22 protein-coding genes and 1 pseudogene are annotated in these 25,431 nt (G+C 67.4%); 19 read left to right on the plus strand and 4 right to left on the minus strand.

Annotation, left to right across the window (positions count from 1 at the left end):
• Nucleotides 1–191: 191 nt before the first annotated feature.
• The 14 genes and pseudogenes from ACZ9GM_RS02955 (at nt 192) to ACZ9GM_RS03020 (ending at nt 14,164) form a co-directional block, all read left to right on the plus strand.
• A complete protein-coding gene (locus tag ACZ9GM_RS02955) occupies nt 192–2,015 on the plus strand; it encodes an AMP-dependent synthetase/ligase (protein ID WP_476037253.1) in 1,824 nt (607 codons plus the stop codon).
• Between the two features lie 112 nt (nt 2,016–2,127).
• Entirely contained in the window at nt 2,128–2,820 is a 693-nt protein-coding gene (locus ACZ9GM_RS02960) for a hypothetical protein (RefSeq protein WP_291475252.1), read from the plus strand.
• A gap of 15 nt (nt 2,821–2,835) precedes the next feature.
• A pseudogene (gene hemW / locus ACZ9GM_RS02965) lies at nt 2,836–3,985 on the plus strand (radical SAM family heme chaperone HemW).
• Nucleotides 3,986–4,004: 19 nt separating this feature from the next.
• On the plus strand, nt 4,005–5,042 hold the full coding sequence (hrcA, locus tag ACZ9GM_RS02970) for a heat-inducible transcriptional repressor HrcA (RefSeq protein ID WP_291475249.1): 1,038 nt from the start codon (nt 4,005–4,007) through the stop codon (nt 5,040–5,042).
• 49 nt (nt 5,043–5,091) lie between these two features.
• Entirely contained in the window at nt 5,092–6,231 is a 1,140-nt protein-coding gene (gene dnaJ, locus ACZ9GM_RS02975) for a molecular chaperone DnaJ (RefSeq protein ID WP_291475248.1), read from the plus strand.
• A gap of 2 nt (nt 6,232–6,233) precedes the next feature.
• Nucleotides 6,234–6,989 (plus strand): 16S rRNA (uracil(1498)-N(3))-methyltransferase, encoded by a 756-nt coding sequence (locus ACZ9GM_RS02980; RefSeq protein ID WP_291475246.1) that lies wholly within the window; start codon nt 6,234–6,236, stop codon nt 6,987–6,989.
• Nucleotides 6,990–7,023: 34 nt separating this feature from the next.
• A complete protein-coding gene (locus ACZ9GM_RS02985; RefSeq protein WP_291475244.1) occupies nt 7,024–8,034 on the plus strand; it encodes a PhoH family protein in 1,011 nt (336 codons plus the stop codon).
• Nucleotides 8,031–8,582 carry an rRNA maturation RNase YbeY gene (gene ybeY / locus ACZ9GM_RS02990; protein WP_291475242.1) on the plus strand — a complete coding sequence of 184 codons (552 nt, stop codon included), beginning with the start codon at nt 8,031–8,033 and terminating at the stop codon, nt 8,580–8,582. Before ACZ9GM_RS02985 ends, ybeY begins: the two co-directional genes overlap by 4 nt.
• On the plus strand, nt 8,579–9,946 hold the full coding sequence (locus tag ACZ9GM_RS02995) for a hemolysin family protein (RefSeq protein WP_476037254.1): 1,368 nt from the start codon (nt 8,579–8,581) through the stop codon (nt 9,944–9,946). Before ybeY ends, ACZ9GM_RS02995 begins: the two co-directional genes overlap by 4 nt.
• Nucleotides 9,936–10,913 (plus strand): GTPase Era, encoded by a 978-nt coding sequence (era, locus tag ACZ9GM_RS03000; protein ID WP_291475238.1) that lies wholly within the window; start codon nt 9,936–9,938, stop codon nt 10,911–10,913. Before ACZ9GM_RS02995 ends, era begins: the two co-directional genes overlap by 11 nt.
• Nucleotides 10,914–11,012: 99 nt before the next feature.
• Entirely contained in the window at nt 11,013–11,510 is a 498-nt protein-coding gene (locus ACZ9GM_RS03005; RefSeq protein WP_291475237.1) for a DUF4282 domain-containing protein, read from the plus strand.
• A 10-nt stretch (nt 11,511–11,520) separates the two neighbouring features.
• Nucleotides 11,521–12,303 (plus strand): DNA repair protein RecO, encoded by a 783-nt coding sequence (gene recO / locus ACZ9GM_RS03010; RefSeq protein ID WP_291475236.1) that lies wholly within the window; start codon nt 11,521–11,523, stop codon nt 12,301–12,303.
• A gap of 11 nt (nt 12,304–12,314) precedes the next feature.
• Nucleotides 12,315–13,052 carry an isoprenyl transferase gene (locus ACZ9GM_RS03015; protein ID WP_476037255.1) on the plus strand — a complete coding sequence of 246 codons (738 nt, stop codon included), beginning with the start codon at nt 12,315–12,317 and terminating at the stop codon, nt 13,050–13,052.
• Complete coding sequence (locus ACZ9GM_RS03020; RefSeq protein WP_291475232.1) at nt 13,049–14,164, plus strand: VIT1/CCC1 transporter family protein; 1,116 nt, start codon at nt 13,049–13,051, stop codon at nt 14,162–14,164. Before ACZ9GM_RS03015 ends, ACZ9GM_RS03020 begins: the two co-directional genes overlap by 4 nt.
• Here ACZ9GM_RS03020 and ACZ9GM_RS03025 read toward each other — a convergent pair.
• Entirely contained in the window at nt 14,154–14,582 is a 429-nt protein-coding gene (locus ACZ9GM_RS03025; RefSeq protein ID WP_291475230.1) for a Fur family transcriptional regulator, read from the minus strand. The two genes, ACZ9GM_RS03020 and ACZ9GM_RS03025, sit on opposite strands and share 11 nt — an antisense overlap.
• A gap of 305 nt (nt 14,583–14,887) precedes the next feature.
• Here ACZ9GM_RS03025 and ACZ9GM_RS03030 point away from each other — a divergent pair, with 305 nt between their 5' ends.
• Nucleotides 14,888–16,270, plus strand: a complete 1,383-nt coding sequence (locus ACZ9GM_RS03030; protein WP_476037256.1) for a glycine--tRNA ligase — start codon at nt 14,888–14,890, stop codon at nt 16,268–16,270.
• A gap of 12 nt (nt 16,271–16,282) precedes the next feature.
• Entirely contained in the window at nt 16,283–16,885 is a 603-nt protein-coding gene (locus ACZ9GM_RS03035; protein ID WP_291475224.1) for a hypothetical protein, read from the plus strand.
• Nucleotides 16,886–17,001: 116 nt separating this feature from the next.
• Here ACZ9GM_RS03035 and ACZ9GM_RS03040 read toward each other — a convergent pair whose 3' ends face one another.
• On the minus strand, nt 17,002–18,972 hold the full coding sequence (locus ACZ9GM_RS03040) for a TPM domain-containing protein (protein WP_476037257.1): 1,971 nt from the start codon (nt 18,970–18,972) through the stop codon (nt 17,002–17,004).
• A gap of 110 nt (nt 18,973–19,082) precedes the next feature.
• On the opposite strand from ACZ9GM_RS03040, the gene ACZ9GM_RS03045 reads away from it, so the two are divergent.
• Both ACZ9GM_RS03045 and ACZ9GM_RS03050 read left to right on the plus strand, forming a co-directional pair.
• Nucleotides 19,083–19,739 (plus strand): YdcF family protein, encoded by a 657-nt coding sequence (locus ACZ9GM_RS03045; protein WP_291475220.1) that lies wholly within the window; start codon nt 19,083–19,085, stop codon nt 19,737–19,739.
• An 11-nt stretch (nt 19,740–19,750) separates the two neighbouring features.
• Nucleotides 19,751–21,034 (plus strand): deoxyguanosinetriphosphate triphosphohydrolase, encoded by a 1,284-nt coding sequence (locus ACZ9GM_RS03050; protein ID WP_291475219.1) that lies wholly within the window; start codon nt 19,751–19,753, stop codon nt 21,032–21,034.
• Between the two features lie 6 nt (nt 21,035–21,040).
• Here ACZ9GM_RS03050 and ACZ9GM_RS03055 read toward each other — a convergent pair whose 3' ends face one another.
• Nucleotides 21,041–21,493: a guanyl-specific ribonuclease gene (locus tag ACZ9GM_RS03055; protein WP_291475216.1), complete on the minus strand. Its 453-nt coding sequence runs from the start codon at nt 21,491–21,493 to the stop codon at nt 21,041–21,043.
• 13 nt (nt 21,494–21,506) lie between these two features.
• Nucleotides 21,507–23,264 (minus strand): GMC oxidoreductase, encoded by a 1,758-nt coding sequence (locus tag ACZ9GM_RS03060; RefSeq protein ID WP_291475214.1) that lies wholly within the window; start codon nt 23,262–23,264, stop codon nt 21,507–21,509.
• A 183-nt stretch (nt 23,265–23,447) separates the two neighbouring features.
• Here ACZ9GM_RS03060 and dnaG point away from each other — a divergent pair, with 183 nt between their 5' ends.
• Entirely contained in the window at nt 23,448–25,415 is a 1,968-nt protein-coding gene (gene dnaG, locus ACZ9GM_RS03065) for a DNA primase (RefSeq protein ID WP_291475212.1), read from the plus strand.
• Nucleotides 25,416–25,431: the final 16 nt, after the last annotated feature.

The following is a 25,431-nucleotide window of genomic DNA, read 5'->3' on the forward strand; positions in this document are numbered from 1 at the left end:
AGCATTCACGGGTGCGACAAGCTCTTGTACTCCTTATTATTTTCCTTGTAATAGTTTGGTTGGCAACTGTAATTTTCTGATATCAGTTCCGTGATTTTCCCCCACGGCCGCCTTTCGACCGGTATGTTCACATACCGTTGGATAATTAATGTGTCACGAGCCACACTCAGACACTGAATGTAAGGAGAGACATGCAGGAGTACTCCTCGGAGGCCTTGTACACGATCGGTGAGAACGAGACCTGTCTGACCGTGCTGCGGGAGAACACCCGCCGCCGTCCGCAGACGGTCCTCTACAGCCGGCCCCGGAAGTTCGAGTGGGTCGACGTGCGCGCCGACGAATTCCTCCGCGAGGTGTACGGCGTGGCCAAGGGCCTCATCGCCAACGGCGTCGGGCAGGGGGACCGCGTCGTCCTCATGTCGGACACCCGCTACGAGTGGAACCTCTTCGACTTCGCGATCATGGCCGCCGGCGCCGTGTCCGTGCCGGTCTACCCCTCGTCGTCCACGTCGCAGTGCGAGTGGATCGTCGAGGACTCCGGAGCGACGATCGGCATCGCCGAGAAGTCCGGCCACGCCACCCGGCTGAACACCTTCGTCCATGCGTCCGCACCGGCCGAGGGCGCGCACCTGGACCGGGTGCTTTCGATCACCGACGGCGCCGTCGAGACCCTCATCGCCGAAGGCAAGGACATCTCCGACGACGAGATCGAGGCCCGTATCGCCGCGACGAAGTCCTCCGACGTCGCCTCGCTCGTCTACACCTCCGGTACCACCGGCCGGCCCAAGGGCTGCCGTCTGCTGCACTCGAACTGGCTCGGCGAGGCACGTGCCATTCTCACCAACCCCATCGGCGGCATCGCCGTCGAAGGCAACCGTGCACTGACCTTCCTGCCGCTGGCCCACGTCCTTGCCCGCGCCGTGTCCCTCGCCGTCACCCTCGGCGGCGCGTCCCAGTCCCACTGGTCCGAGATGTCCACCCTCGTCCCGGAGTTCTCCCGCGCCGAGCCGCACGTTATCCTCGGTGTCCCCCGCGTCTTCGAGAAGGTGCACGCCGGTGTGAAGTCCAAAGCCGTCGACGGCGGCGGCATCGGAGCGAAGATCTTCCCGCTCGCCGAGAAGACCGCCGTGGAGTACTCCAAGGCCCTGGACGGCGGACAGGGCCCCGGTGTGCTGCTCAAGGCCAGGCGCGCACTGTTCGACAAGCTCGTCTACGGCAAGGTCCGCGCCGCCCTGGGAGGCTCCCTGCAGTACTGCATTTCCGGCGGTTCCGCGCTGAACCCGGAGCTCATGCACTTCTTCCGGGGCATCGGCGTGCGGATCTACGAGGGCTACGGCATGACCGAGACCACCGCGGCCATCGCGGTGAACTTCGAGCCGGACAACATCATCGGCACCGTCGGCAGGCCTGTCGGCGGGAACACCGTCCGCATCGCCGAGGACGGCGAGATCCTCATGAAGGGCACCGTCGTCTTCGACGGCTACTGGAACAACGAGGAGGCGACGAAGGACAGCTTCGACGAGGAAGGCTTCCTCAGGTCCGGTGACCTCGGCGCGCTGCTGCCCACCGGCCACCTGAAGATCACCGGCCGTAAGAAGGAGATCATCGTCACCGCCGGCGGCAAGAACATCTCCCCGGGGCCACTCGAGGACATCCTCCGGTCCGCCCCGCTGATCTCCCAGGCCATGGTCGTCGGCGACGACCAGAAGTTCGTCGGCTGCCTCATCACCCTCGACGAGGAGGCCCTCCCCGCCTGGAAGAAGCGTAACAACGTCCCGGAGAACACCGGCGTCCCCGAACTGGCGAAGAACCCGGTGCTGCGTGCCGAGATCCAGGACGCCATCAACGAGGCGAACGAGACCGTGTCCCATGCCGAGGGGATCAAGAAGTTCCGCATCTGCGCCCGTGACTTCACCGAGGAAGACGGTGAGATGACCCCGTCGATGAAGGTCAAGCGCTTCGTGGTCTCCCAGCACTTCGCCGACGACATCGCCTGGATCTACAACTCCCACTGACACACCTTTCACACGCGTCCCACCCCGGCCCCGCCTCCCGGTGCCGGGGTGTCCGCTGTCCTATGGTTGTCACGTTCGATCACCGGCAGGACCCCGACGAGAGGAGACCGACGTGCATGATGCCGCGCGCCTGCGTCTCCGCGACCTCACCCAGGGGGTGTACGACATCGGCGACGAGATCGCGGAAGGCATCGACAACGTCGCGGCAGCCATGACGGACTGGGACACAGAACTCGTCGACGACTGCATTCACGAGCTGTCCGATGCCGTCGAGCAGGGTCGCGGCGAGGTCCGCCAGTACCTCGCGGAGATCAACGGACTGCGCCAGGCGTTCGTCTCCGGCGTGAACTCCGGGACCCTCTCGGCGTCTCTGTCGGCCCCGGAGGGCAACTACTTCCACCCGGGGCGAACCCTCTCCTTCCTCCACCCGCACCAGGACCCGCCGCCGGCACCGTCGGTCGCGCCGACCAGCCCGGTCGTCAGCACCGCCACGCTGCGGATGGCGCTGCGTCGGAGAAACACCGAGCTTGCCGCGGATCTCGCCGAGCTGGCGGAGTGGGTCGTCGCGCAGACCAGGGAGGCGGTCGAGTACCAGAGCGTGCTGCTGCCGCAGTCCTTCGCCCGGTCGTGGACGCAGACCCGCGAGACCGTCGCAGCCTGGAAGCGTGAGGTGGTCGGCGACCACCCCGTCCTCGTCGCCGAGATGCGCGGCGAGGCCCCGCCGGAGTTCCTCGCTGAGCGTGCCCGGGTCGAGCGGGTCCTGGCCAGGGTCCGGGCCCGGCGTCGGCGCTCCGCGGCCGGGTGAGTACCCTCGACCCCCGTGGACACCGGCCTGTACATTCACGTCCCGTTCTGCACCACCCGCTGCGGATACTGTGACTTCAACACCTACACCCCCGGCGAGGACGGCACCTCGTCAGTCGGGACGTACCTCGACGCCCTGGAGGCCGAGCTTGACCGGGCCGCCGCGGAGTGGGACCGGCCGGGACCGCCGTCCACTGTCTTCCTCGGCGGTGGAACACCGTCGCTGCTGGGGGCGGACGGTCTGACCCGCGTCCTGGGTGCGGTACGACGCAGCCTCGGCCTGGCGCCCGGTGCGGAGGTCACCACCGAATCGAATCCGGAATCGACCTCCCCGGAGTTCTTCACCGCCCTGCTTGACGCGGGGTACACCCGGATCTCGCTGGGCATGCAGTCGGCGTCCGCCCATGTCCTCAAGGTGCTGGAACGCAACCACACCCCGGGCCGGGCGACCGCCGCGGCGACCGAGGCCCTGACCGCCGGATTCGACCACGTCAACCTCGACCTCATCTACGGCACCCCGACCGAGACCGACGATGACCTGCGACGCAGTATCGACGCCGCCCTGTCGACCGGAGTGGACCACATCTCCGCCTACTCGCTCATCGTCGAGGACGGGACCGCGATGGCACGCAAGGTACGCAAGGGACAGCTCCCCGCCCCGGACGAGGACGTCTACGCCGACCGCTACGAGATGATCGACGCCGCCCTGCAGGACGCGGGCCTGGGCTGGTACGAGGTCTCCAACTGGTCGAGGCCGGGGCGGGGAGTGCCGGCACAACCTCGTCTACTGGCGTGGCGGGCAGTGGTGGGGAGCCGGCCCCGGCGCCCACGGTTGCGTCCGGCTGCACGGCCGGAACGGCATCACCCGCCTGGTCAATGCGAAACTGCCGCGCCGTTACGCCGAGGCCCTGGCGTCCGGCAACTCCCCGGTGGTCAAGACAGAACCGCTCAGTGAGGCCGACGTGCACACCGAACGCATCATGACCGGCCTCCGGTTGGCTGAGGGACTGCCGGACGAGATGGTCGCCCACGCGCCCCAGGCCGTCGCCCGGCACGTCGGGTTCGGTCTGCTGGAGCAGGTCGACGGACGGACGCGGTTGACCGGTGCGGGGCGCCTGCTGGCCGACGGCATCATCACCGACATCCTCGTCGAAGAGGACGACTGAGACGACTAGACTGTCGGGCATGGCGAAAGTGAGCACGGCGGATCAACGGCGCAGCGAGGTCCTGCGGGCCATCGTCGCCGACTTCATCTCCACCCAGGAACCGGTGGGGTCGAAGGCGCTGGTGGACAGGCACAGCCTCGGGGTCTCCTCGGCGACGGTACGCAATGACATGGCGGTGCTGGAGTCCGAGGGGTTCATCACCCAGCAGCACACCAGCTCGGGACGGATCCCCACCGAGAAGGCCTACCGGGTCTTCGTCGACGGCATCCACCGGATCAAGCCGCTGAGCCCGCCGGAGCGCCGGGCCGTCCTCAGTTTCCTCGAGGACGGGGTGGACATGGAGGACGTGCTGCGCCGCAGTGTGCAGCTGCTCGCCCAACTCACCCGCCAGGTCGCTGTCGCCCAGCTGCCCGACCTGCGGCGTGGCAGGGTCAAGCACTGCGAGGTCGTGCAGCTCGCGGACACCCGTCTGCTGCTCGTGCTCATCACGGACACCGGGCAGGTCGACCAGCGCAACGTAGACCTGGCGACCGCCCTGTCGGCCGAGGACCTGCCGCGGCTGCGGGATCTCATCAACAGCACACTCGTAGGTCACACCCTCGACGACGCCTCCGCGGAGATCGCCGCGATGGCCGCCGGCGATGACCCGCGCGTTCCCGCCGGACTGCAGGACGCCGCCCTGACCTGTGCCGCTGTCCTGGTGGACACCCTGCTCAACCGGCCGAATGACCGGCTGGTCATCGCCGGAACGCCGAATATCGTGCGGGTCGGGGAGCTCGAGGGCGTCCTCGATGCACTGGAAGAGCAGGTCGTGGTGCTGCGGCTGCTGTCCGGCGTCCGCGACCTCGGTGACCTCAGCGTCAACGTCACCATCGGTGAGGAGAACGCGACCGCCGAACTGCAGTCTGCGACGGTGGTCTCGACCGGGTACGGGTCGCGCGAGGCGGTGCTCGGCGCCATGGGTGTGTTGGGGCCGACGTACCTGGACTACCCTGGGACAATCAGTTCGGTGCATGCGGTCGCCCACTATGTGAGCAGGATTCTGGCGGGGGAGTAGAATGCCTGCCGAGAACCACAACTGAGAACGTAAAGGAAGCAGTATTCCCTTGGCTCGTGACTACTACGCCGTCCTCGGTGTCGAGCATGACGCGACGGACGCCGAGATCAAGAAGGCCTACCGTCGACTCGCCCGCAAGTACCACCCGGACGTGAACCCCTCCGAGGAAGCCGCGGAGAAGTTCCGCGAGGCGTCCGTCGCGCAGGAAGTCCTGACCGACCCCGAGAAGCGACGCATCGTCGACGCCGGCGGAGACCCCCAGGACCCCGGCTACGGCCGCGGCGCCCCCGGTGGCTTCGGCGGTGGTGGCTTCGGTGACATCTTCGACGCCTTCTTCGGCGGCGGAGCGACCGGCGGCGGACCCCGGGCCTCCCGCGTGCGTCCCGGCAATGACGCGCTGCTGCGCATGGAGCTCACGCTGGAGGAGTGCTTCAGCGGCGTCCAGCGTGAGGTTACGGTGGACACCGCCGTGCTCTGCGACGTCTGCGACGGTACCGGCTCGAAGACGAAGGCCGACCCGGACACCTGCCCGACCTGTCAGGGGCAGGGTCAGGTCATGGAGGTCCAACAGTCCATCCTCGGCCGCGTCCAGGTGGCGCGGGCCTGCCCACGGTGCCAGGGCACCGGCGAGATCATCCCGGACCCGTGTGAGGAGTGCGCCGGCGACGGCCGGGTCAAGGCCCGCCGCGACATCCCGGTGAACATCCCCGCCGGTATCCGCGACGGCATGCGCATCCGCATGTCCGGCAAGGGTGAGGTCGGCCCCGGCGGTGGACCCGCCGGCGACCTCTACGTCGAGGTCCATGTCGCCGAGCACCCGTGCTTCGTGCGCGAGGACGATGACCTGCACGTCACCGTCCACGTCCCGATGGTGGACGCCGCCCTGGGCACCAGTGTCGACGTGGAGATGCTGGACGGGTCGACCTCCACGGTCGCCGTCGACCCCGGCACCCAGCCGGAGGCCGTGGTCCGCGTCAAGGGTGCCGGTATGCCGCATCTGCGCCGGGATGGACACGGGCACCTCATCGCGCATGTCGATGTCACGGTGCCCACCGACCTCGACAAGCGCTCCCGTGAGCTCCTCGAGGAACTGCAGAACCGGTCCGGCGAGACCGCCGGGGTGCGTACCACCGAGAATGAGCGGGCCGGTGGCCTGTTCTCCCGGCTGCGCGGGAAGTTCGGCAGGTAACCGTGACTGATCCCGTCTTCCTCGTCCCGGACCTCGCCGACCAGCTGGAACGGGTCGGGGAGGCAGGACAGTTCACACTGCCCGCCGCCGAGGCGAAGCACGCCGCCGTCAAGCGGATCCGCACCGGGGAACCGGTGGTGCTCACAGACGGGAACGGTCTGGGGGTCAGCGCCGCCTTCGGTACCGCGGACACTGTGGCAGGCGTCGGTGTGTTGCCGGCCCGGTCGCCGCGGCCGCGGGTAACCGTGGTGCAGGCGATCCCGAAGTCCGAGCGTTCCGAACTTGCCGTCGACCTGGCGGTGCAGGCGGGGGCGGACCGGATCATCCCGTGGCAGTCCGACCGTTGCATCGCGAAGTGGGACGGCAAACCCGGTAAAGCCGAGAAGGCCCGGGCGAAGTGGGAGGCTGTGGCCGTCTCCGCGATGAAGCAGTCCCGTCGGCTCGACGGGGCACATGTCGGTGACCTGCTCACCGATATCGACGATCTGGCGGACGTGCTGGCCGACCGGCCGTGGCCGGAGCCGGTCGAGAGCATCCTGACTCTGGTCCTGCACGAGGAGGCGGCCACCCCGCTGGCGCAGCTGGACCTCGACGTCGACGAGATCGTCCTCGTCATCGGGCCCGAGGGCGGCGTCTCGCCGCGTGAGGCGGAGATCGGGCAGCCGGTCGTCCTGGGGCCGGAAGTGTACCGGACCGCCAGTGCCGCCGCCGTCGCCCTCGGCGCGATCGGAGTGCTCACCACGCGGTGGGCACGATAGACTGCAACAGTCAGAGAAAGTACACAGGAGAAATGTGAAGCAACCACCGAGGCGTATCGCCTCCACCACGGTCGAACTCGACCCGGACACCGCACAGGCCGTCGCCGGCACCGCCGACGAGAATCTGCGCATCATCGAGGACCATGTCGCCGCCGACCTGCTGAGCCGCGGCAACCACGTCACCCTGCGCGGCGAGGCCGCCCAGGTGTCCCGCGCCCGCCGCGTCCTGCGGGAACTCGAGTCCATGGCCTCCCGTGGGCACGTCATCACCCCCGATCTCACCCGCCGCGCCGTCGACCTCGTCGACGACGATGAGCCGGAGACCATGCCGGTGACCACGGCCACGACCCTGACCAGCATTGCGGGGGACGCCATCGTCACCCGTCGGGGTCGGTCAGTGCGCCCGAAGTCCCAGGGCCAGCGCGACTACGTCGATGCCGTCGACCGGTCGACCGTCGTCGTCGGTGTCGGCCCTGCCGGTACCGGTAAGACCTACCTCGCCGTCGCCAAGGCCGTCCAGGCCCTGCAGAAGCGCGAGGTGACCCGCATCATCCTCACCCGCCCCGCGGTGGAGGCGGGGGAGAAGCTGGGCTTCCTGCCGGGCACCCTCGGCGAGAAGATCGACCCCTACCTGCGTCCACTGTACGACGCCCTGGGCGACATGCTTGACCCGGAGGCCGTGCCGAAGCTCATCGAGTCCGGCGTCATCGAGATCGCTCCGCTGGCGTACATGCGCGGCCGAACCCTCAACGGTGCCTTCGTCATCCTCGACGAGGCGCAGAACACCACCCCGGCGCAGATGAAGATGTTCCTCACCCGGCTCGGTTTCGGCTCGAAGATCGTTGTCACCGGTGACCTGTCCCAGGTCGACCTGCCCCGTCACCAGGTCAGCGGCCTGACTGTGGCGAGGCAGGTGCTGTCGGGTATCGACGGGGTCACCGTCACCCAGTTCGACAGTTCCGACGTGGTCCGCCACCACCTGGTCGGACGCATCATCGAGGCCTACGACCTGTTCGAGGCGGAGCAGGAAGGAGACGAGGTATGAGCATCGAGGTCTACAACGAGTCCGGCATGGGCGAGGTGAACGAGGAGGAGCTCATCGATGTCGCCCGCTTCGCCCTGTGGAGCCTGGACGTCCACTCCAGCGCGGAACTCTCGATCCACATCGTGGACCTGGAGACCATCGCTGACCTGCACCTGCGCTGGCTCGACCTGCCCGGCCCGACCGACGTGATGAGCTTCCCGATGGATGAGCTCACCCCGGGCTGGGGACGCAAGGACGGTCCGCCGCCGGGACCCGGAGTGCTCGGCGACATCATGCTGTGCCCCGAGTTCGCCCAGGGGCAGGCGAACAAGGCCGGCCACCCGCTGGCCCATGAGCTCGACCTGCTCACCGTGCACGGCGTCCTCCATCTTCTCGGTTTCGACCATGTCGTGCCGGAGGAGGAGCAGCGCATGTTCGCGCTGCAGAACGAGATCCTCGCCAACTGGTACGACTCCCAGGAGGAACGGGGCGTGAGCTTCGCACCGAAGCCCACCGGAGCCGGGGCGTTCCCGACCGCCGCGGAGAGAGACGATTCCGCCGACTCATGACCGGTCTCACCCTTGTCGTCCTGCTCGCCGTCGCCGCCGTGGTGGTGCCGGTGGCCGGCGTGGTCTCCTCGGTGGAGACCGCGCTCGCGCAGCTCTCGGTCGCCCGCGTCGAGTCGCTCGTCAAGGATGAACGCCCCGGGGCGGCCCGGCTGCAGCGGGTCATCGACAACCGACCCGACCACATCAACCTCCTGGTGCTCATCCGCACCGTGCTGGAGGCCGGTGCCGCGGTCCTGGTGACCATCGTCGCCGAGGACCTCATCGAGCCCACGGGATGGGCCGTCGCCGTGGCGGTGGTCGTGGCGTCCCTGCTGATCTACGTCATTGTCGGCGTCATCTCGCGGACTGCGGGACGCCGCAACCCCTACTCCCTGTCGCTGAAGGCGGCGCCGGTGCTGCTGGTGTCGGCGAAGATCCTGTCACCGTTCTCCCGGCTGCTCATCCGTGTCGGTGGCCTGTTCGCAGGTGGTGGTGCACTGAAGGCAGGCCCGTTCGCCTCGGAGATCGAGCTGCGCGAAGCCGTGGACATCGCCTCGGAGCGCGGTGTCGTGGAGGTCGACGAGCAGAAGATGATCCAGTCCGTCTTCGACCTGGGGACCACGACCGCGCGTGCGGTGATGGTGCCGCGGCCGGAGATGGTGTGGATCGAGCAGCACAAGTCCGCCGACCAGGCGACGCGGCTGTGCATCCGGTCCGGACTGTCGCGTGTGCCGGTGGTCGGGGAGAGCGTCGACGACGTCGTCGGCGTGGTGTACCTCAAGGACCTCGTCACCGCGACCTTCGATGCCCCGGCCGAGCAGCGTTCGGCTCCGGTCAGCGAGCTCATGCGTGCGCCGTTCTTCGTTCCGGACTCCCGGATGCTGGCCGACCTGCTGGAGGACATGCAGCGCGACCAGATCCACATCGCCGTGCTGGTCGACGAGTACGGCGGAACCTCGGGGCTGGTGAGCATCGAGGACATCCTCGAGGAGATCGTCGGTGAGATCAGCGACGAGTACGACAGCGACGATGTCGGCGATGTCGAGGACCTCGGCCCCGGCGAGTTCCGAGTGGTCCCGTGGCTCAGTCTCGACGACCTGCGGAAGCTCTACGAGGACACCGGTGTGGAGTTCGACGAGGAGGAGTACGAGGATGTCGAGACCGTTGCCGGTCTCGTGGCCTTCGAACTCGACCGCGTCCCGCTGCCGGGCGCGGAGGTCGATGTCGCCGGACTGCACCTCGTGTGTGAGGGTGGTCGGGACCGACGTGGCAGGATCAAGGTACGCACCATTGTGGTGACCGGGCCGGTACGGTCCGAGGAGAGTGACGACATCAGCGTGAACAGCGCGACAGACACAGACAACGGAGCAACCGATGAGCAGTGACAGTTTCGACTTCCCCGAGATCCCGGAGGACCTGCCGGACGCTGCCGCGGCACCGGTCGACTTCAGTGCGCCGGAGGGTTTCCGCAGCGGCTTCGTGAGCTTCGTGGGCCGGCCGAACACCGGCAAGTCCACGCTGACCAATGCCCTGGTCGGTGAGAAGATCGCCATCACCGCCGATCAGCCGGAGACGACCCGGCACCCGATCCGCGGCATCGTCCACCGGCCGGACTCCCAGGTCATCGTCGTCGACACCCCGGGTCTGCACCGGCCGCGCACCCTGCTCGGTGAGCGACTCAACGAGGTTGTCAAGGAGACCTACGCCGACGTCGACGTCATCGGCCTGTGTATCCCCGCCGACGAGAAGATCGGACCCGGTGACCGCTGGATCCTCGACGCGGTGCGGGCCTCGGCACCGAAGACCCCGGTCATCGGCATCGTCACCAAGCTCGACAAGGCGTCCAAGGACCAGGTCGGCGCACAGCTCATGGAGCTGCACGATCTGCTGGACGGAGGTGAGGTCATCCCGGTCTCCGCCAAGGAGCAGGTGCAGCTGGACGTCCTGCTCGACGTCATCACCGGGCAGCTGCCGGAGGGCCCGAAGTTCTACCCCGACGACCACATCACCGACGATGACCGCGACACCCGCATGTCCGAGCTGATCCGCGAGGCCGCCCTGTCCGGCCTGCACGACGAGCTGCCGCACTCGGTGGCCGTGCAGATCGACGAGGTCTTCCCCTCCGAGGAGCGCGAGGGCGTCCTCGAGGTCCACGCCGTGATCTTCCTCGAGCGGGAGGGCCAGAAGCGGATCCTCCGTGGCAAGGACAACCGTCGGTGGGGCCGGATCATCCACAACTCGCGGAAGTCGCTCATCGATCTGCTGGGTCAGAATGTCTTCCTCGACCTGCGGATGAAGGTCGCGAAGAACTGGCAGTCCGACCCGAAGCAGCTCGGCAAGCTCGGGTTCTGACCACGATGCTGTAAGACGGGGTTCCTTGTTGCGATTGGCTGGGTATCAGCTAGATTCTATTCTGACAGTATTTCCTCGTCAGAAAAGAAGGGACGGGCTATGACAAACCCCGAAAATCAGTCAGGCAATTCAGAGGGCTCCGAGGGCAACGGGCAGTGGGGGCTGGATCCTCGGACCGGTCAGTACCCGCAGTATCCCGAATACCAGCAGTACGCCCAGTATCAGCCAGGGTACGGTGGTTACCCCGGAGTGCAGTCGGGGGGCGGCCAGGACAGATTCTGGGGTGCTCTGTTCGATTTCAGCTTCACCAAATACGCAACTCCGTCGATCATCAAGTTCGCCTACGTCCTGGGTTTTGCTTTCATTGCCCTGGTGTGGGCGATCTATGCGCTGGTCGTCATAGTCGGCTTGGCGAACGAGATCGGTGCAGGGGGCGCGTTCCTCGGTCTCGTCATCGCCGCTGTCCTCACTCTGGGAGCATTGTTCACCCTGATGACCATGCGAATGATGCTCGAATTCTACCTGTCGAATATCCGAATTGCTCAGGCGGCGCAGAATATCGACCAGCGCACCGCGCGCCGCGAGGCAGGGAACTAGACTGGGATTCATGTCACGTGCGCCTCGTCCCAACTACCGGGACGAGGCCTTCGTCGTCCGTACCCATGACCTGGGTGAGGCCGACCAGATCATCGTCCTGCTCACCCGTCACCACGGCATCGTACGTGGGGTGGCCAAGGGGGTGCGCCGGACGAAGTCGCGGTTCGGTGCCCGGCTCGACCGGTTCTGCCGGGTGGACGTGCTGATCTATCCGGGCCGCAACCGGGCGAAGACCGACGGTGGTCTGGCGACCCTGTCCGACACTGCCGCAGTGCGAACCTACGCGCCGGCGATCGTCGCGGACGTCGACCGGTACTACGCCGCGGTGGCGATGCTGGAGATCGCCGAACTGACGGTCCGTGGGGACTACGGGGAGGGGGAGGACGCCACCCGGACCTTCGACCTGCTGGACGCTGCACTGTCGGACCTCGCGGTCTCGCCAATGCCACCCCGGACCCAGGCGGACCGGCTGGTGCTGCAGGTGCTGGAGGTCGCCGGTTGGGCTCCCTCCCTGGTGGACTGCGCCCAGTGCGGGGCGGTCGGACCGCACCGGGCGTTCCACCCGCACGCCGGAGGAGCGGTGTGCGTGCGCTGCCGGCCGCCGGGGGCCGTGGAGCCCGATCCCGCGGCGGTGCGTGCGCTGTGGTGGCTGGCGCACGGGCGGGTCACGTCGGTGGCCGAACTGGCGGCATCGCCAGGGGGAACGCAGATCCTGGCGTCCTCCCACCGGCTGCTGCTGGCACACACCAGGTACCAGACGGAGAGCGGCTGTCCGGCCTACGCGGCCCTGTAGACTCAGGTGCCGTGAATGCCTCCGAGTCGCGCCCCGAGAGCCCCGCCGAACTGATTCCCCGCCACATCGCCCTGGTGATGGACGGTAACGGCAGGTGGGCAACGCAGCAGGGGCTGCCGCGCACCGAGGGGCACAAGCGGGGCGAGGCCGTGCTCATGGACATGGTCGACGAGTGCCTGGAGCTGGGGGTGGACGTGCTCAGTGCCTACGCCTTCTCCACGGAGAACTGGCGGCGCAGCGCCGACGAGGTGCGCTTCCTCATGGGCTTCAACCGGGACGTGCTGCGGCGGCGCCGGGACGAGCTGGACGGCAAGGGTGTGCGCGTGCGGTGGGCAGGGCGGCGTCCCCGCCTGTGGCGGTCGGTGATCTCGGAGCTGGAGAAGGCCGAGGAACAGACGAAGGACAACACGAAGATGACCCTCGTGATGTGTGTGAACTACGGCGGACGCGCCGAGCTGACGGACGCCGCCCGGGCGATCGCCGGTGATGTCGCCGCCGGGAAGCTGAAGCCCCGTGAAGTCAACGAGAAGGTCGTCGAGAACTACCTCGATGAGCCGGGCCTGCCGGACGTCGACCTGTTCCTGCGTCCCTCCGGAGAGCAGCGCATCTCGAACTTCCTGCTGTGGCAGTCCGCCTACGCCGAGATGGTGTACCAGGACGTGCTGTTCCCGGACTACACGCGGGCGGACCTGAAGGACGCCGTGTACGAGTACGCGCGGCGTGACCGACGCTTCGGAGGTGTGAAATGACGGAGCCGGAGAGTCAGCCCACGAAACAGGAACTCAGGCGGTGGCGCCGTTACCTCGCCGATGAGCGTGCCGAGGGGGCGGTGTACCGCGAGCTCGCCCGGAAGAAGACCGGTGAGGAGCGCGAGATCCTGCTCGGTATCGCGGAGGCGGAGTCGCGCCACGAGCAGTACTGGCGGGACAGGCTGGGCGACGAGGTCGGGCTGCCGCTGCGTGCCAGCCTGCGCACCCGGATGACCGCGTGGATGGCCCGGCGGTTCGGGTCTGTGTTCGTCCTGGCGCTCATGCAGTCCGCCGAGGACCGCAACAACTACCTCACGGACTCCGAGCGCAGCGATGAACTGGCGACGATGGCCGCCGACGAGAAGATCCACGCCGAGATCGTCCGTGGACTGGCGACGCGTGGCCGCTCGCGGATGTCCGGTGACTTCCGGGCGGCGATCTTCGGTGCGAATGACGGCCTGGTCTCCAACTTCGCCCTTGTGCTGGGCATGTACGGCGCAGGGGCGGGGCAGTCGACGATGCTCGCCGCCGGTATCGCCGGCCTGCTCTCCGGTGCGCTGTCGATGGCGGCCGGGGAGTACGTGTCGGTGACCTCCCAGAAGGAGCTGCTGGACGCGTCCATCCCGGACCCGGGGACGAAGGAGGCGCTGCCGAAGTTGGACGTGGAGCGCAACGAGCTGGAACTGGTCTACCGGGCCCGCGGCATGGAACCGGAGGAGGCGCAGCAGAAGGCGCACCTCGTCTTCGAGCGGATGAGTGACGTCAACGACGCCCTTGCCGTGGACACCGACGGTGAGGCTGAGGCGGAGGTGCCCCGGGTCGAGATCGAGCAGGGCGGGTCCGGTCTGTCTGCGGCCCTGTCGAGCTTCCTGTGTTTCGCGGGAGGATCGGTGATCCCGGTGCTGCCGCTGATCTTCGGCATGACCGGGCTGGGCTCGATGGTGGTGGCCGCGGTGCTCGTCGGTATCGCGCTGCTGTGTACCGGTGCTCTGGTGGGCCTGCTGTCCGGGAAGCCCCCGCTGATGCGCGCGCTGCGTCAGCTGGCGATCGGTCTGGGGGCGGCGGCCGTGACCTTCGCGCTGGGCAGCGTCTTCGACGTCGCTACCGGTTAGCGCAGTCCGGGCACAGACCGAAGACATCGGCGGTGTGGCCGGTGACGGTGAACCCGTGTTCCGCAGCGACCGTGGCGGCCCAGGACTCGACCGGTCCGCCGTCGATCTCGACGGTCTTGCGGCAGGAGGTGCAGACCAGGTGGTGATGGTGGTGGTCGGTGGTGCAGCTGCGGTAGAGCATCTCCCCGGAATCGTCCTGGAGAGTATCGACCATGCCTGCCGCAGTGAGCTGCTGGAGGGTGCGGTACACCGTGGTCAGGCCCACTTTACGGCCGTCGGTGGTGAGGGCGGAGTGGATGTCCTGGGCGCTGGTGAAACTGGTCAGTTCAGCGAGTGCCTCGACCACCGCGGTGCGCTGTTTCGTGGTGCGTTGACCGATGCGGGGGAGGGCGCCTGTGGTGTCTCGTGCGGTGTCCATGATGACCCCACCCTAACCCCCGCACGATGTATTTGACAGACATCACGGGGGAACGTAGATTAGTGGCAGTTCCCCGGTCGCGGGCGTTAACCCCCCCCCAACGCCCGCGGCCACTTTACGGGGGACAAGGCCCCATCCTTTCGAGGACAGCGTGGCCGGGGCCCGCGATAATCCCCCCCAACTTCGCGGGCCCTTTTTTAATGCCTTCTTCCGGTGGGTACCCCGGGAAGTGGCTTCGGCGTGGAACCCCGGTAGGATGGTCCTGATTATCCACCGTGAGCCTCTCGAGGAGCGTGCCGAAACACATGGCGTCCAGCAGCATCGATACCGTCGTCAACCTCTGTAAGCGCAGAGGCCTGGTCTTCCCGGCCGGCGAGATCTACGGCGGTACCCGCTCCGCCTGGGACTACGGCCCCCTGGGTGTGGAGCTCAAGGAGAACATCAAGCGTCAGTGGTGGCGTCACATGGTGACCTCCCGCAAGGATGTCGTCGGTGTGGACACCTCCGTCATCCAGCCGCGTCAGGTCTGGGAAGCCTCCGGTCACGTCGAGGTCTTCACCGACCCGCTGGTCGAGTCCCTCTACACCCACAAGCGCTACCGCGCCGACCACCTCCTCGAGGCCTACGAGGAGAAGCACGGCCACGAGGCCCCCAACGGCCTGGCGGACATCAACGACCCGGAGTCCGGCCAGCCCGGCAAGTGGACTGAGCCGAAGGCCTTCTCCGGTCTGCTGAAGACCTACCTGGGTCCGGTGGACGACAAGGAGGGTCTGCACTACCTGCGTCCGGAGACCGCCCAGGGCATCTTCATCAACTTCAAGAACGTCATGGGTGCGTCCCGGCAGAAGCCGCCGTTCGGTATCGCGAACACGGGTAAGTCCTTCCGCAACGAGATCACCCCGGGCAACTTCATCTTCCGTACCCGCGAGTTCGAGCAGATGGAGATGGAGTTCTTCGTCAAGCCGGGTGAGGACGAGGAATGGCACCAGCAGTGGATCGACGACCGGTACAACTGGTATGTCAACCTGGGCATCGACCCGGAGAACCTGCGTCTTTTCGAGCACCCGACCGAGAAGCTGTCCCACTACTCCAAGCGCACCGTGGACGTGGAGTACGCCTTCGGTTTCCAGGGTTCCAGGTGGGGTGAGCTGGAGGGCATCGCCAACCGCACCGACTACGACCTGAAGACCCACATGGAGCACTCCGGTGAGGACCTGTCGTTCTTCGACCAGGCCACCGGCGAGCGCTGGATCCCCTACGTCATCGAGCCGGCCGCCGGCCTGGGCCGCGCCATGATGGCCTTCCTGGTGGACGCCTACTCCGAGGACGAGGCCCCGAACACCAAGGGCGGCGTCGACAAGCGTGTCGTGCTGCGCCTGGACCGTCGGCTGTCCCCGGTGAAGGTCGCCGTGCTCCCGTTGTCCAAGAAGGAGACGCTGACCCCGACAGCCGAGAAGATCGCCGACGATCTCCGCGCGCTGTGGAACGTCGACTACGACACCTCCGGTGCCATCGGTCGCCGCTACCGTCGCCAGGACGAGATCGGTACCCCGTTCTGCGTCACCGTCGACTTCGACACCCTCGAGGACAATGCGGTGACCGTGCGGGAGCGCGACACGATGAGCCAGGAGCGCGTCAGCCTCGACAAGCTGCAGAGCTACCTCGCTGCCGAGCTCGCCGGCTGCTAGTCCGGACAAGACATGCCGAATCCGGACATCCGCTGGACCGCGCCGTCGGACGGTCACACCTTCCCGATCTACGCCGGTGCTGTCGCTGACATGGAGCGGGTCGGTGAGTTCTGTGTCGAACGTGACACAGCCACCCTCCGTTTCGCCGGGGACACCTGGCAGCTGGAGGCCGGCAAGCAGCCGGTGATGCGTGCAACGACTTCGCCGGATACCGGTTCCCAGGTCTTCACCGCCACCGGGGACGCCGAGACTTTCGGCCGGTCGAAGAACGTGCTCTGCACGGTCGACCGTCACCAGGTCGTGGTGCACCAGGAGTCACGCAAGGAGTTCATCATCCTCGACGCCAGTGGTAAGGGCGGTCCGGGGCAGGAGGAACTGGACCTTGCCGCGGCAACGAAGATCGGCCAGTTCAAGTCCGAGTCCGGGGCGATGAAGAACATCCACGTGCAGTTCGAGGGTGCGGGTCAGTCCCTTCCCCTGGACGCGCAGGTGTTCGTCTCCTGGGTGGCGCGGCACATGATGGAGTCCCGGGTGATCTCCTCGACCTGGGCGATCACGGTCTTCCTGGTCATCCTCATCCCGCTGATCCTGCTGTACTTCATCGGGGTGCTGTAGGGGCTGGCCGTCCCCTTGACCTGCCGACACGAGGTTTTGTCAGTTTGCTCGGGCGAACGCTGGTAAGACTTCCGGCTCCTCCCGGAAAGGGGAGGAGCCGGGCAGCGGGGAGGGGGTCAGAAGCCGCCGAAGTCGCCACCGCCGCCGAAGTCTCCGCCACCACCGCCGCCTCCGAATCCTCCGCCGCCGAAGCCGCCCCCGAAACCACCGTGGCCGCTGAGCAGGGAACCGAGGACGATGCCGGTGACCATCGACCCGGCACCGGAGCCGCCACGGTAGTTGTTGTTTCGACGGGTGTAGTCGTCGATGTCCTTCTGCGCGTGCTGGGCAGCCTGGGAAGCGATGTTGTTGGCTTGCTGGGCGGCACGGAAGGCGTCCTTCGGGCGGGTGTCGCGCATCCGTCGGGCGTCGCCGAGGGCCTGCCCTGCTGACTGGGCCAGGGAACGGGCGGTCACGCCGACCATGGAGCCACGGGTGTGGATCGTGTCCTCCACACTCTGCAGCCGCGCGGTGGCGTCGGCGACGGTGCGGTCGACCATGGCAACGGTGCGCTCGAAGGAGTTGCGGGCACCGCGGGCCTCGTCGATCTGGATGTCGAGCTCACCGTCAGCCTCGAGGAGAGCCGAGTAGGTGCCCAGCGGGTCCTGGGAGCCGCGGGACCGGGCATCGGCCAGGGCGGTCTTCGCTTTCTCCACGGCGGCGGCAAGGGCGGTGCGGTCGATCTCCGCGTTGCTGGCGGCGTGTTCGGTGGCCTCGGTGATCTCACCGTCGACCTCGTCGATGAGGGACTCGAGGTTGGACTGGGCCTCACGCAGCTGGACCTCAGCGCGGTCGACACTGTCGAGCTGGCTGGCTGCCTGGTTCATGGCCATTCGTGCGGCGCGGGCGGCGTCCACCAGTTCGCCCTGCTGGCCGGGAGGGAGGTTCAGCAGTTCACGGGCACGGCTGAGTGCTTCCTCCGCCTGGGTGATCTCGGCGTCCGCGATGTCCGGGTTGTCGATGACCGACGACAGAAGAGCCGGATCGACGCGGGAGGTCAGGGACTCCAGCGTGGCGCGGGCACGGGGGACACGGGTGCGCAGGTCGACGGTCTCCCGGAAGAGCTTGTCGACGATCTCGGGGGCGTTGATGAGCTTCTCACGCAGGGTGGCGAAGCGCTCCGCCTGCTCGTTGAGGTTCTTGTCGGCGGTGCCGCAGTTGGCGATGATGCCGATGAGAATGTCACGCTCCTCGGCCTCGTCGCGGACCAGGCCGTTGGCGAGACGCTGGTGGTCGCCGTAGGCCTGGGAGAGGGTGCGCTGGGAAGAATCAAGCGCCTTCCGCAACTCCCGGGTGCGCTCGGCACCGAACTCGGACTCGGCGGTGGTGAGTTCCTGGGCTCCCTTGCGGATGGACTCGTCGGTGGACTGCAGCTCTTCGGCAGCGACAATGCGCAGTGCGTGGGTGGGCTGCTGGGCCAGGTCGGAGGAGTCACCCGGAGTGATGGACCGTGTGGTCTCGACCTCGGCGGCTTCGTCCTTGCGCCGCTTCTTCTTCGACCAGACCAGGGCGCCACCGCCACCGACGGCGAGGACACCCACTCCGCCCCACAGCCAGGCGGAGGAACTGCTGTCGGACTCATCGGCGATGACCTTGGCGACTGCTTTGCCGTCGTCGAACCATCCGTCGCCCATATTGCTCTTGATGGCGGAGTTGACGTCTTCGGTCACAGAGTCCGGGACGTTCGCACCAGGCGCAGTACCGTAAGTCCTGTCAATGGTGTTGATGACAATGACAAGGCCGTTGGAGATGCCGAGCTCGGACTGGAGTTGCGGGGCAAGGGTCTCCGGGTCCTCGTCGGCCGTGTACACCAGGTACCCCTTCACCCCGGTCTCGGCAGGTCCCTTGGCGAGCAGTTCCGAGATCTCGGACGCCTCGTCGTCGGAGAGCACACCGGCCTCATCGACGACCTGTGAGTCCAGGGTGATGCCTGTGTCCGTCGCGGTCTGGGCGAGCACCGTCGTCTCCGCGCCGGCGGCCGGGGCGAGGGCGGCGCTGAATCCGGCCGCCCCCAGGCCGGCGAGACCGGCGATCGCGAGGGACGCCACGAAGCGTCGTGAACGTCGGTCACCCGACGCGGAAGGGAAAGGAGAATTCACAGCGCACATACGTACAACAATAACCGGATTCGGACCTGCCGGTGCGTAGAGTTGTCTGCATGACTGTGTGGAAGAACCTGGGAAGTGCCGTGGGTGCCGGAATCCGCGGACTCCTGTACATGATCGTCGGCACCATCGTGGTGGCGCTGGTCATCACCCTGGTCACCGCAGGTCACGTCTGGGCCTACGCTCGACAGGACGACCGGAGTGAGGCGGACACGATCCTCGTCCTCGGCGCTGCCCAGTACAACGGCACCCCGTCGAACTGGTTCGCCGCCCGGCTCGACCATGCCGCCGATCTCTACAACGACGGTGTCGCCCCGCGGATCGTCACCGTCGGTGGCAAGCTCGACGGCGACAACTACACCGAGGCCGAGGCGGGGGCGATGTACCTGGAGGACAAGGGCGTCCCGGCGTCCGACATCTCCACCATCGACCACGGCTCCGACACCCTCGAGTCCGCTGAGCTCTTCGGCGACGAGGCTGAGGACCAGGACTGGGAGAGTGCCGTCGTCGTCACCGACCCGGCGCACTCACTGCGTGCCACGGACATGGTCCGCGACCAGGGGGTCAGCGCGCACGCCTCGCCGACCCGGACCGGCCCGGCGGTCTCCGGGCGCGAGTCCCAGCTCGACAGCATCCTCCACGAGACCGGCGGACTGCTGTACTACCGCGTCACCCGTAACGGTGGCGGTGACTACACGGTGAAGGAGTGACGGGGAGTTTCATGGAACGCTACGGATACACCGCCCGCGATCTGGCCCGCTACCTGCCGACCCCAGCCAAGCACCTCGGGGTCGCCGGCTCACTGCCCGACGGCCGGGAGGACTTCGACCGTGACCGGGCCCGTGTCCTGCACAGCGCCGCACTGCGTCGGCTGGCGGACAAGACCCAGGTCGTCGGACCGGGGGAGGGGGACACCCCCCGCACCCGGCTGACCCACTCCCTGGAGGTCGGGCAGATCTCCCGCGGCATCGGCACCGCCCTCGGCATGGACCCGGACCTGTGTGAACTCGCCGGGCTGACCCACGACATCGGCCACCCGCCCTACGGGCACAACGGGGAGACGGCACTGGACGTCGTCGCCGCAGGCTGCGGCGGGTTCGAGGGCAATGCACAGACCCTGCGCATCCTCGTTCGCCTGGAGCCGAAGGTCCTCGGGGTCGACGGGGCCAGTCACGGCCTCAATCTCACCCGCGCCAGCCTCGACGCCGCCGCAAAGTACCCCTGGGGTCCGGTGGACGCCGCGGGGAACCGTCGCCGCAAGTACTCCTGCTACGCCGAGGACCTGGAGGTCTTCACCTGGGTGCGCGAGGGCGCCCCGGACGGCCGCCGCGCCATGGAGGCCCAGGTCATGGACTGGGCGGATGACGTCGCCTATTCCGTCCACGACGTGGAGGACGGTATCCTGTCAGGACGTATCACCCTCGGCGTCCTCTGGGATCTCGTGGAACTCGCCGCCCTGGCGGAGAAGGGTGCCGCCGCCTTCGGTGGCGACCCCGCCGAACTGCTGGAGGCCGCTGACCGGCTCCGGGAGATGGACCTCGTCGCCCGGGCCGCGGATTTCCGTGGCGGGTTGCAGGATCTCGTGTCGCTCAAGGCTCTGACCAGTGAACTGGTGAGCCGGTACGTCACCGCCGTGGTCACCGCGACCCGGGCGGCGTACCCGGGTACCGGCGGGCTGGGACGCTACTCCGCGGAGCTGGTCATCCCCGCCCCGGTGGTGGCGGAGGTGACGCTGCTGAAGTCGGTGGCGGTGCTCTACGTCATGGACGAGAAGCGGCACCTGGCCAACCAGGACCGGCAGCGTGACCGGATCTACCGGGTCGCCGGGTACCTGGCGGCCGGCGCCCCGGGGACGCTCGACCCGGTGTTCCGCGCCTGGTGGACTGAGGCGGACAGTGATTCTGACCGGCAGCGCGTGATTGTCGACCAGGTGGCGTCCTACACGGAATCGCGGTTGGAGCGGGTCGACCGGTTGGCGTGCGCCGAGAGCGCGGCCTGGGGTTAGGCCTCGTCAGTCCTCTGCGTCCGGGATGGAGCAGAAGGACTCGTAGTGGTCATCGGTGTAGTACCAGACGTCCGGATCGGTGTCCGAGCCGCCGCCGACGACGATGCGCCGGGCGCCACGGTGGTTGATGCCGGGGGTGTCCACCGTGTACTCGCGGTAGTAGCTGGAGTTCTGGGCCGGCAGCACAGATTCGTAGTTGCCGAAGTGCTTGCCATCGTGCTCGGCATGGTCGAACGGGCCGCCGTCGAGGATCAGGTCGATGACTTCGTCGGCCTGCTCCGGCAGGGTGTCCACGGCGCAGGAGTCGCCGGAAGATGCCGCCGAGGACGCCTGATTGTCGTCTGAGTCGTCGCCACCGGTGGCGGCGTCCACCCCGAAGTAGCTGGCGGCGAGGACGACGACCGCGCCGACGATGCTGCCGAGGACGGTCTTTTTCTTCCCGGATTCTCCTGTGCTCACGGTGAACAGTGAATCACACCGCGGACTTCACCACTGTCAGCGGCAGGCGCAGAGCGCCCGGGGCGGACGCGGGGACGACCGGGCTGTGCGGTTCGACCGCATCCACGCGCCGGTAGTTGCCGATGATCCCGTCCTGGGTCGGACGCGGGTCCGCTTCGCCTTTGTTGGGCCACAAGGCTGCGGCGCGTTCCGCGTTCGCTGAGATCGACAGTGACGGGTTCACGCCCGGGTTCGCGGTGATGGAGGAGCCGTCGGTGACGAACATCGACGGGTAGTTCCACACCCGGTGATAGGGGTCGACCACGCCGGTGTGCGGGGTGTCGGAGATGGTGCAGCCACCGAGGAAGTGGGCGGTGAGCGGGATGTTGAAGACCTCCGGCCACACGCCACCGGCGACGGCCTTGTCGAAGTGGGCGGCACCGCGCCGGGTGGCCTCGTTGCCCTCGGGGATCCAGGACGGGTTCGGCTCTCCTTCACCCTGCCGGCTGGTGAGCAGGCGCAGCGGCCCGAGTTTCTTCAGGCTGGTGGTCAGGGAGTTGTCGCGGGCCTGCATGACCAGGTTGATCATGGTGCGCTCCGACCAACCGCGCAGGTCGAGCACCAGCTTCACGGCCTTCGGGTTCTTCGCGAGCTGGCGGAGGAACTCGACCCAGCGGGGCCACTTCGTGTCGCCGTCGGTGTTCAGGGTCTGCAACATGCCCATGGCATTGGAACCGATGCCGTAGCGGACCGGTTCGATGTGGGTGTCCGGGGCGGGCCAGTAGCTCGAGGTGATGGCGACACCCTTGTGGAAGTCGTATTCCGGCTCCTTCTTCCACAGACCGACACCCAGCAGGGCCTCGGAGTTGGTGCGGGTGAGTTCACCGAGGTGGTCGGAGAGATGCGGCAGGTTGCCGTCCTCCTTCTGGCGGTGCAGCAGGTTCTGGGTGCCCCAGGTGCCGGCGGCCATGATGAGGTAGTCGCTGGTGAAGGTGCGGGTCTTCGTCCGTCCGAACACCGGACCGGTACGGGTGACGGTGATCTCCCAGCCGGGTTCGTCATCGGCGCCGAGTTTGCGCACCGAGGTCACCGTGGAACGGTCGTGAACCTCGGTACCGGCCTTCTCCGCGAGGTAGAGGTAGTTCTTCAGCAGGGTGTTCTTCGCACCGTGCCGGCAGCCGGTCATGCACTCGCCGCACTCGGTGCAGGCGGTGCGCTCCGGGCCCACACCACCGAAGTAGGGGTCGGCGACGGTCTCGCCCTCCTCACCCTCCAGACCGACCTTCTTACCGAAGAAGACGCCGACCGGGGTCATCCGGAAGGTGTCGCCGGCACCCATCTCCTCGGCGACCTGCTTGGACAGCTTGTCCGCCGGGGTGACGGTCGGGTTGGTCACCACGCCGAGCATCCTGCGGGCCTGCTCGTAGTAGGGGGTGAGTTCGTCCTCCCAGTCGGTGATGTGGTCCCAGGCAGGGGAGTGGAAGTAGTTCTCGCCCGGCTTGTAGAGGGTGTTGGCGTAGTTCAGGGAACCTCCGCCGACACCGGCACCGGCGAGGATCATGGCGTCCTTGAGCAGGTGGACGCGTTGGATGCCGTAGAAGCCGAGCTTCGGGGCCCAGAGGAAGTCCTTGAGGTGCCAGGAGTTCTTCGCGAAGTCCTTGTCCTCGAAGCGGCGTCCTGCCTCGATGACGCCGACGGAGTAGCCCTTCTCCGTCAGCCGCAGGGCGGAGACGGATCCGCCGAAGCCGGAGCCGACGATGAGGACGTCATAGTGCGTGGCTGATGAAGCCATGGGTGGTCATCCCTTTCGGTGCCGATGTGCCCGGGAGTCACTCCGGGCACGGTCGGCAGTGTTTCTGCAGTTGTGGTCAAGTCGTGGATGTTCACAAAAGCTTAGGGTTTCGGAGATGCCGTCGTGGCGATACGGGAAGATACGGGAAGATACGGGAAGATCCAGTGGCCTACGATGGTCCGCATGGCACGAGGACGCATTCCGGACACCGACATCGCCGCGATCCGGGAGCAGACCCCGATCGAGGAGGTCGTCGGCGAGTACGTCCAGCTCACCCCGGGCGGTGTGGATTCGATGAAGGGGCTCAGCCCGTTCAAGGACGAGAAGACACCGTCATTCCACGTGCGTCCGAACAAGGGCTACTTCCACTGCTTCGCGACCGGCGAGGGCGGGGACGTCTTCAGCTTCCTCATGAAGATGGAGCACGTCACCTTCCCCGAGGCTGTCGAGCAGTGTGCCGAGCGGATCGGCTACCACATCAACTACGAGGGCGGCGGCCCGGTGAACCGGGTCGAACCGGGCACCCGGCAGCGGCTCATCGCCGCGAACCGGGCGGCCCAGGAGTTCTACCGCGCCCGGTTCCTCGACACGGACAGCAAGGACCCGGGCGCGGAGAAGGCCCGCGCGATGCTGCGCGACCGTGGCTTCAGCGACGAGCTCGTCGAACAGTTCGGCTGCGGCTACGCCCCCGACGGCTGGGACACACTGACGAAGGTTCTGCTGCGCCGCGGGTTCAGCTTCAAGGAGCTGGAGGACGCCGGCCTGTCGCGGATGGGCAACCGTGGCCCCATCGACCGCTTCCACCGCCGGCTGCTGTGGCCGATCCGGAACTCCGCCGGGGACGTCATCGGTTTCGGTGCCCGCAAGCTCTTCGAGGACGACAAGCTCGGCAAGTACATGAACACGCCCGAGACGCTGCTGTACAAGAAGTCGAAGGTGCTCTTCGGTCTGGACCGTGCGAAGAAGTCGATCAGTGCCGACCACCAGGCGGTGGTGGTGGAGGGCTACACCGACGTCATGGCGCTGCATGCCGCCGGGGTGACCACGGCCGTGGCCGCCTGCGGTACCGCCTTCGGTGAGGAGCACCTGCAGATGTTGCGCCGGTTCATGCTCGACGACCAGTTCTTCCGCGGCGAGATCATCTACACCTTCGACGGTGACGAGGCCGGTCAGAAGGCCGCGATGCGTGCCTTCGAGGGCGACCAGAAGTTCACCGGACGCAGCTACGTCGCCGTCGCGCCCGACGGCATGGACCCCTGTGACCTGCGCATGGAGCGCGGGGACGCCGCGGTGCGCGAGATGGTCGCCTCCCGGATCCCCATGTTCGAGTTCGTCATCCGCACCATCATCCGCGGCTATGACACCCACCACGTCGACGGTCGGGTGGATGCCCTGCGCCGGGTGGTGCCGGTGCTCGCCGGCATCCGGGATGACGCCCTGCGCGACGAGTACGCGCGCCAGGCGTCCGGATGGCTGTCCTGGTCTGACCCCTCCGAGGTCGTCAACCAGGTGCGCAAGGCAGCCCGGAACTCCGGCCACCGTGATGCGGTGCCCGAACTGCGGGAGGGGCTGGCCCGGGCGAACCGTCGGGCCGCGGCCGAGCAGACCCAGGCGACGGATGCCCCGGTCTCACTGCTGCAGCGACCCGACCCGGAGGACGTGTACCTGCGCCCGGTCCGGGAGGTGCTCAAGTTGATGCTCCAGGAGCCGGGGCTGGTCGGCAAGGACGCCGACGGACTGCTCACCGACAGTTTCGAGCATCCCACCTACATGGCCGTGGCCGCTGCGATCCAGGACGCCGGGGGTGTCGGGTCGGTGACCGCCGGCGGTGCCGGATGGCTGGACGCGGTGAGCGCGGCGACGAAGGACCCGATGTGTCGGGCCGTGATCAGTGAGCTGGCGGTGGAGGAACCGCGGTGCCGTGCCGAGCGGCTGCCGTTCTACGCCCGGGCCGTGGTGGCGCGGATGGAGGAACGGTGGGTCGGTGCCGAGATCGCCGAGTTGAAGTCACGGATGCAGCGTATGCGTCCGGACCTGGGTGCGGCGGAGAAGAAGGAGTACAACGCCACCTTCGCCGATCTCATGGCGCTGGAGAAATATCGCCGTACACTGCAGGAGCAGGCCCAGAGTTACGGCGAACTGGGGGAGTGAGCGGTAGGTTCTAGCG

Source organism: Corynebacterium sp. UD i78 (assembly GCF_056280545.1).

Excerpts from the sequence above, each read along its gene's own strand:
- dnaG (WP_291475212.1), top strand. The coding sequence starts at position 23,448 with ATGGCACGAGGACGCATTCCGGACACCGACATCGCCGCGATCCGGGAG.
- ACZ9GM_RS03020 (WP_291475232.1), top strand. The coding sequence starts at position 13,049 with ATGACGGAGCCGGAGAGTCAGCCCACGAAACAGGAACTCAGGCGGTGG.
- era (WP_291475238.1), top strand. The coding sequence starts at position 9,936 with ATGAGCAGTGACAGTTTCGACTTCCCCGAGATCCCGGAGGACCTGCCG.
- ybeY (WP_291475242.1), top strand. The coding sequence starts at position 8,031 with ATGAGCATCGAGGTCTACAACGAGTCCGGCATGGGCGAGGTGAACGAG.
- ACZ9GM_RS03050 (WP_291475219.1), top strand. The coding sequence starts at position 19,751 with ATGGAACGCTACGGATACACCGCCCGCGATCTGGCCCGCTACCTGCCG.
- ACZ9GM_RS02955 (WP_476037253.1), top strand. The coding sequence starts at position 192 with ATGCAGGAGTACTCCTCGGAGGCCTTGTACACGATCGGTGAGAACGAG.
- hrcA (WP_291475249.1), top strand. The coding sequence starts at position 4,005 with ATGGCGAAAGTGAGCACGGCGGATCAACGGCGCAGCGAGGTCCTGCGG.
- recO (WP_291475236.1), top strand. The coding sequence starts at position 11,521 with ATGTCACGTGCGCCTCGTCCCAACTACCGGGACGAGGCCTTCGTCGTC.
- ACZ9GM_RS03005 (WP_291475237.1), top strand. The coding sequence starts at position 11,013 with ATGACAAACCCCGAAAATCAGTCAGGCAATTCAGAGGGCTCCGAGGGC.
- ACZ9GM_RS03025 (WP_291475230.1), bottom strand. The coding sequence starts at position 14,582 with ATGGACACCGCACGAGACACCACAGGCGCCCTCCCCCGCATCGGTCAA.
- ACZ9GM_RS03045 (WP_291475220.1), top strand. The coding sequence starts at position 19,083 with ATGACTGTGTGGAAGAACCTGGGAAGTGCCGTGGGTGCCGGAATCCGC.
- ACZ9GM_RS03035 (WP_291475224.1), top strand. The coding sequence starts at position 16,283 with ATGCCGAATCCGGACATCCGCTGGACCGCGCCGTCGGACGGTCACACC.
- ACZ9GM_RS03030 (WP_476037256.1), top strand. The coding sequence starts at position 14,888 with ATGGCGTCCAGCAGCATCGATACCGTCGTCAACCTCTGTAAGCGCAGA.
- ACZ9GM_RS03060 (WP_291475214.1), bottom strand. The coding sequence starts at position 23,264 with ATGGCTTCATCAGCCACGCACTATGACGTCCTCATCGTCGGCTCCGGC.
- ACZ9GM_RS02995 (WP_476037254.1), top strand. The coding sequence starts at position 8,579 with ATGACCGGTCTCACCCTTGTCGTCCTGCTCGCCGTCGCCGCCGTGGTG.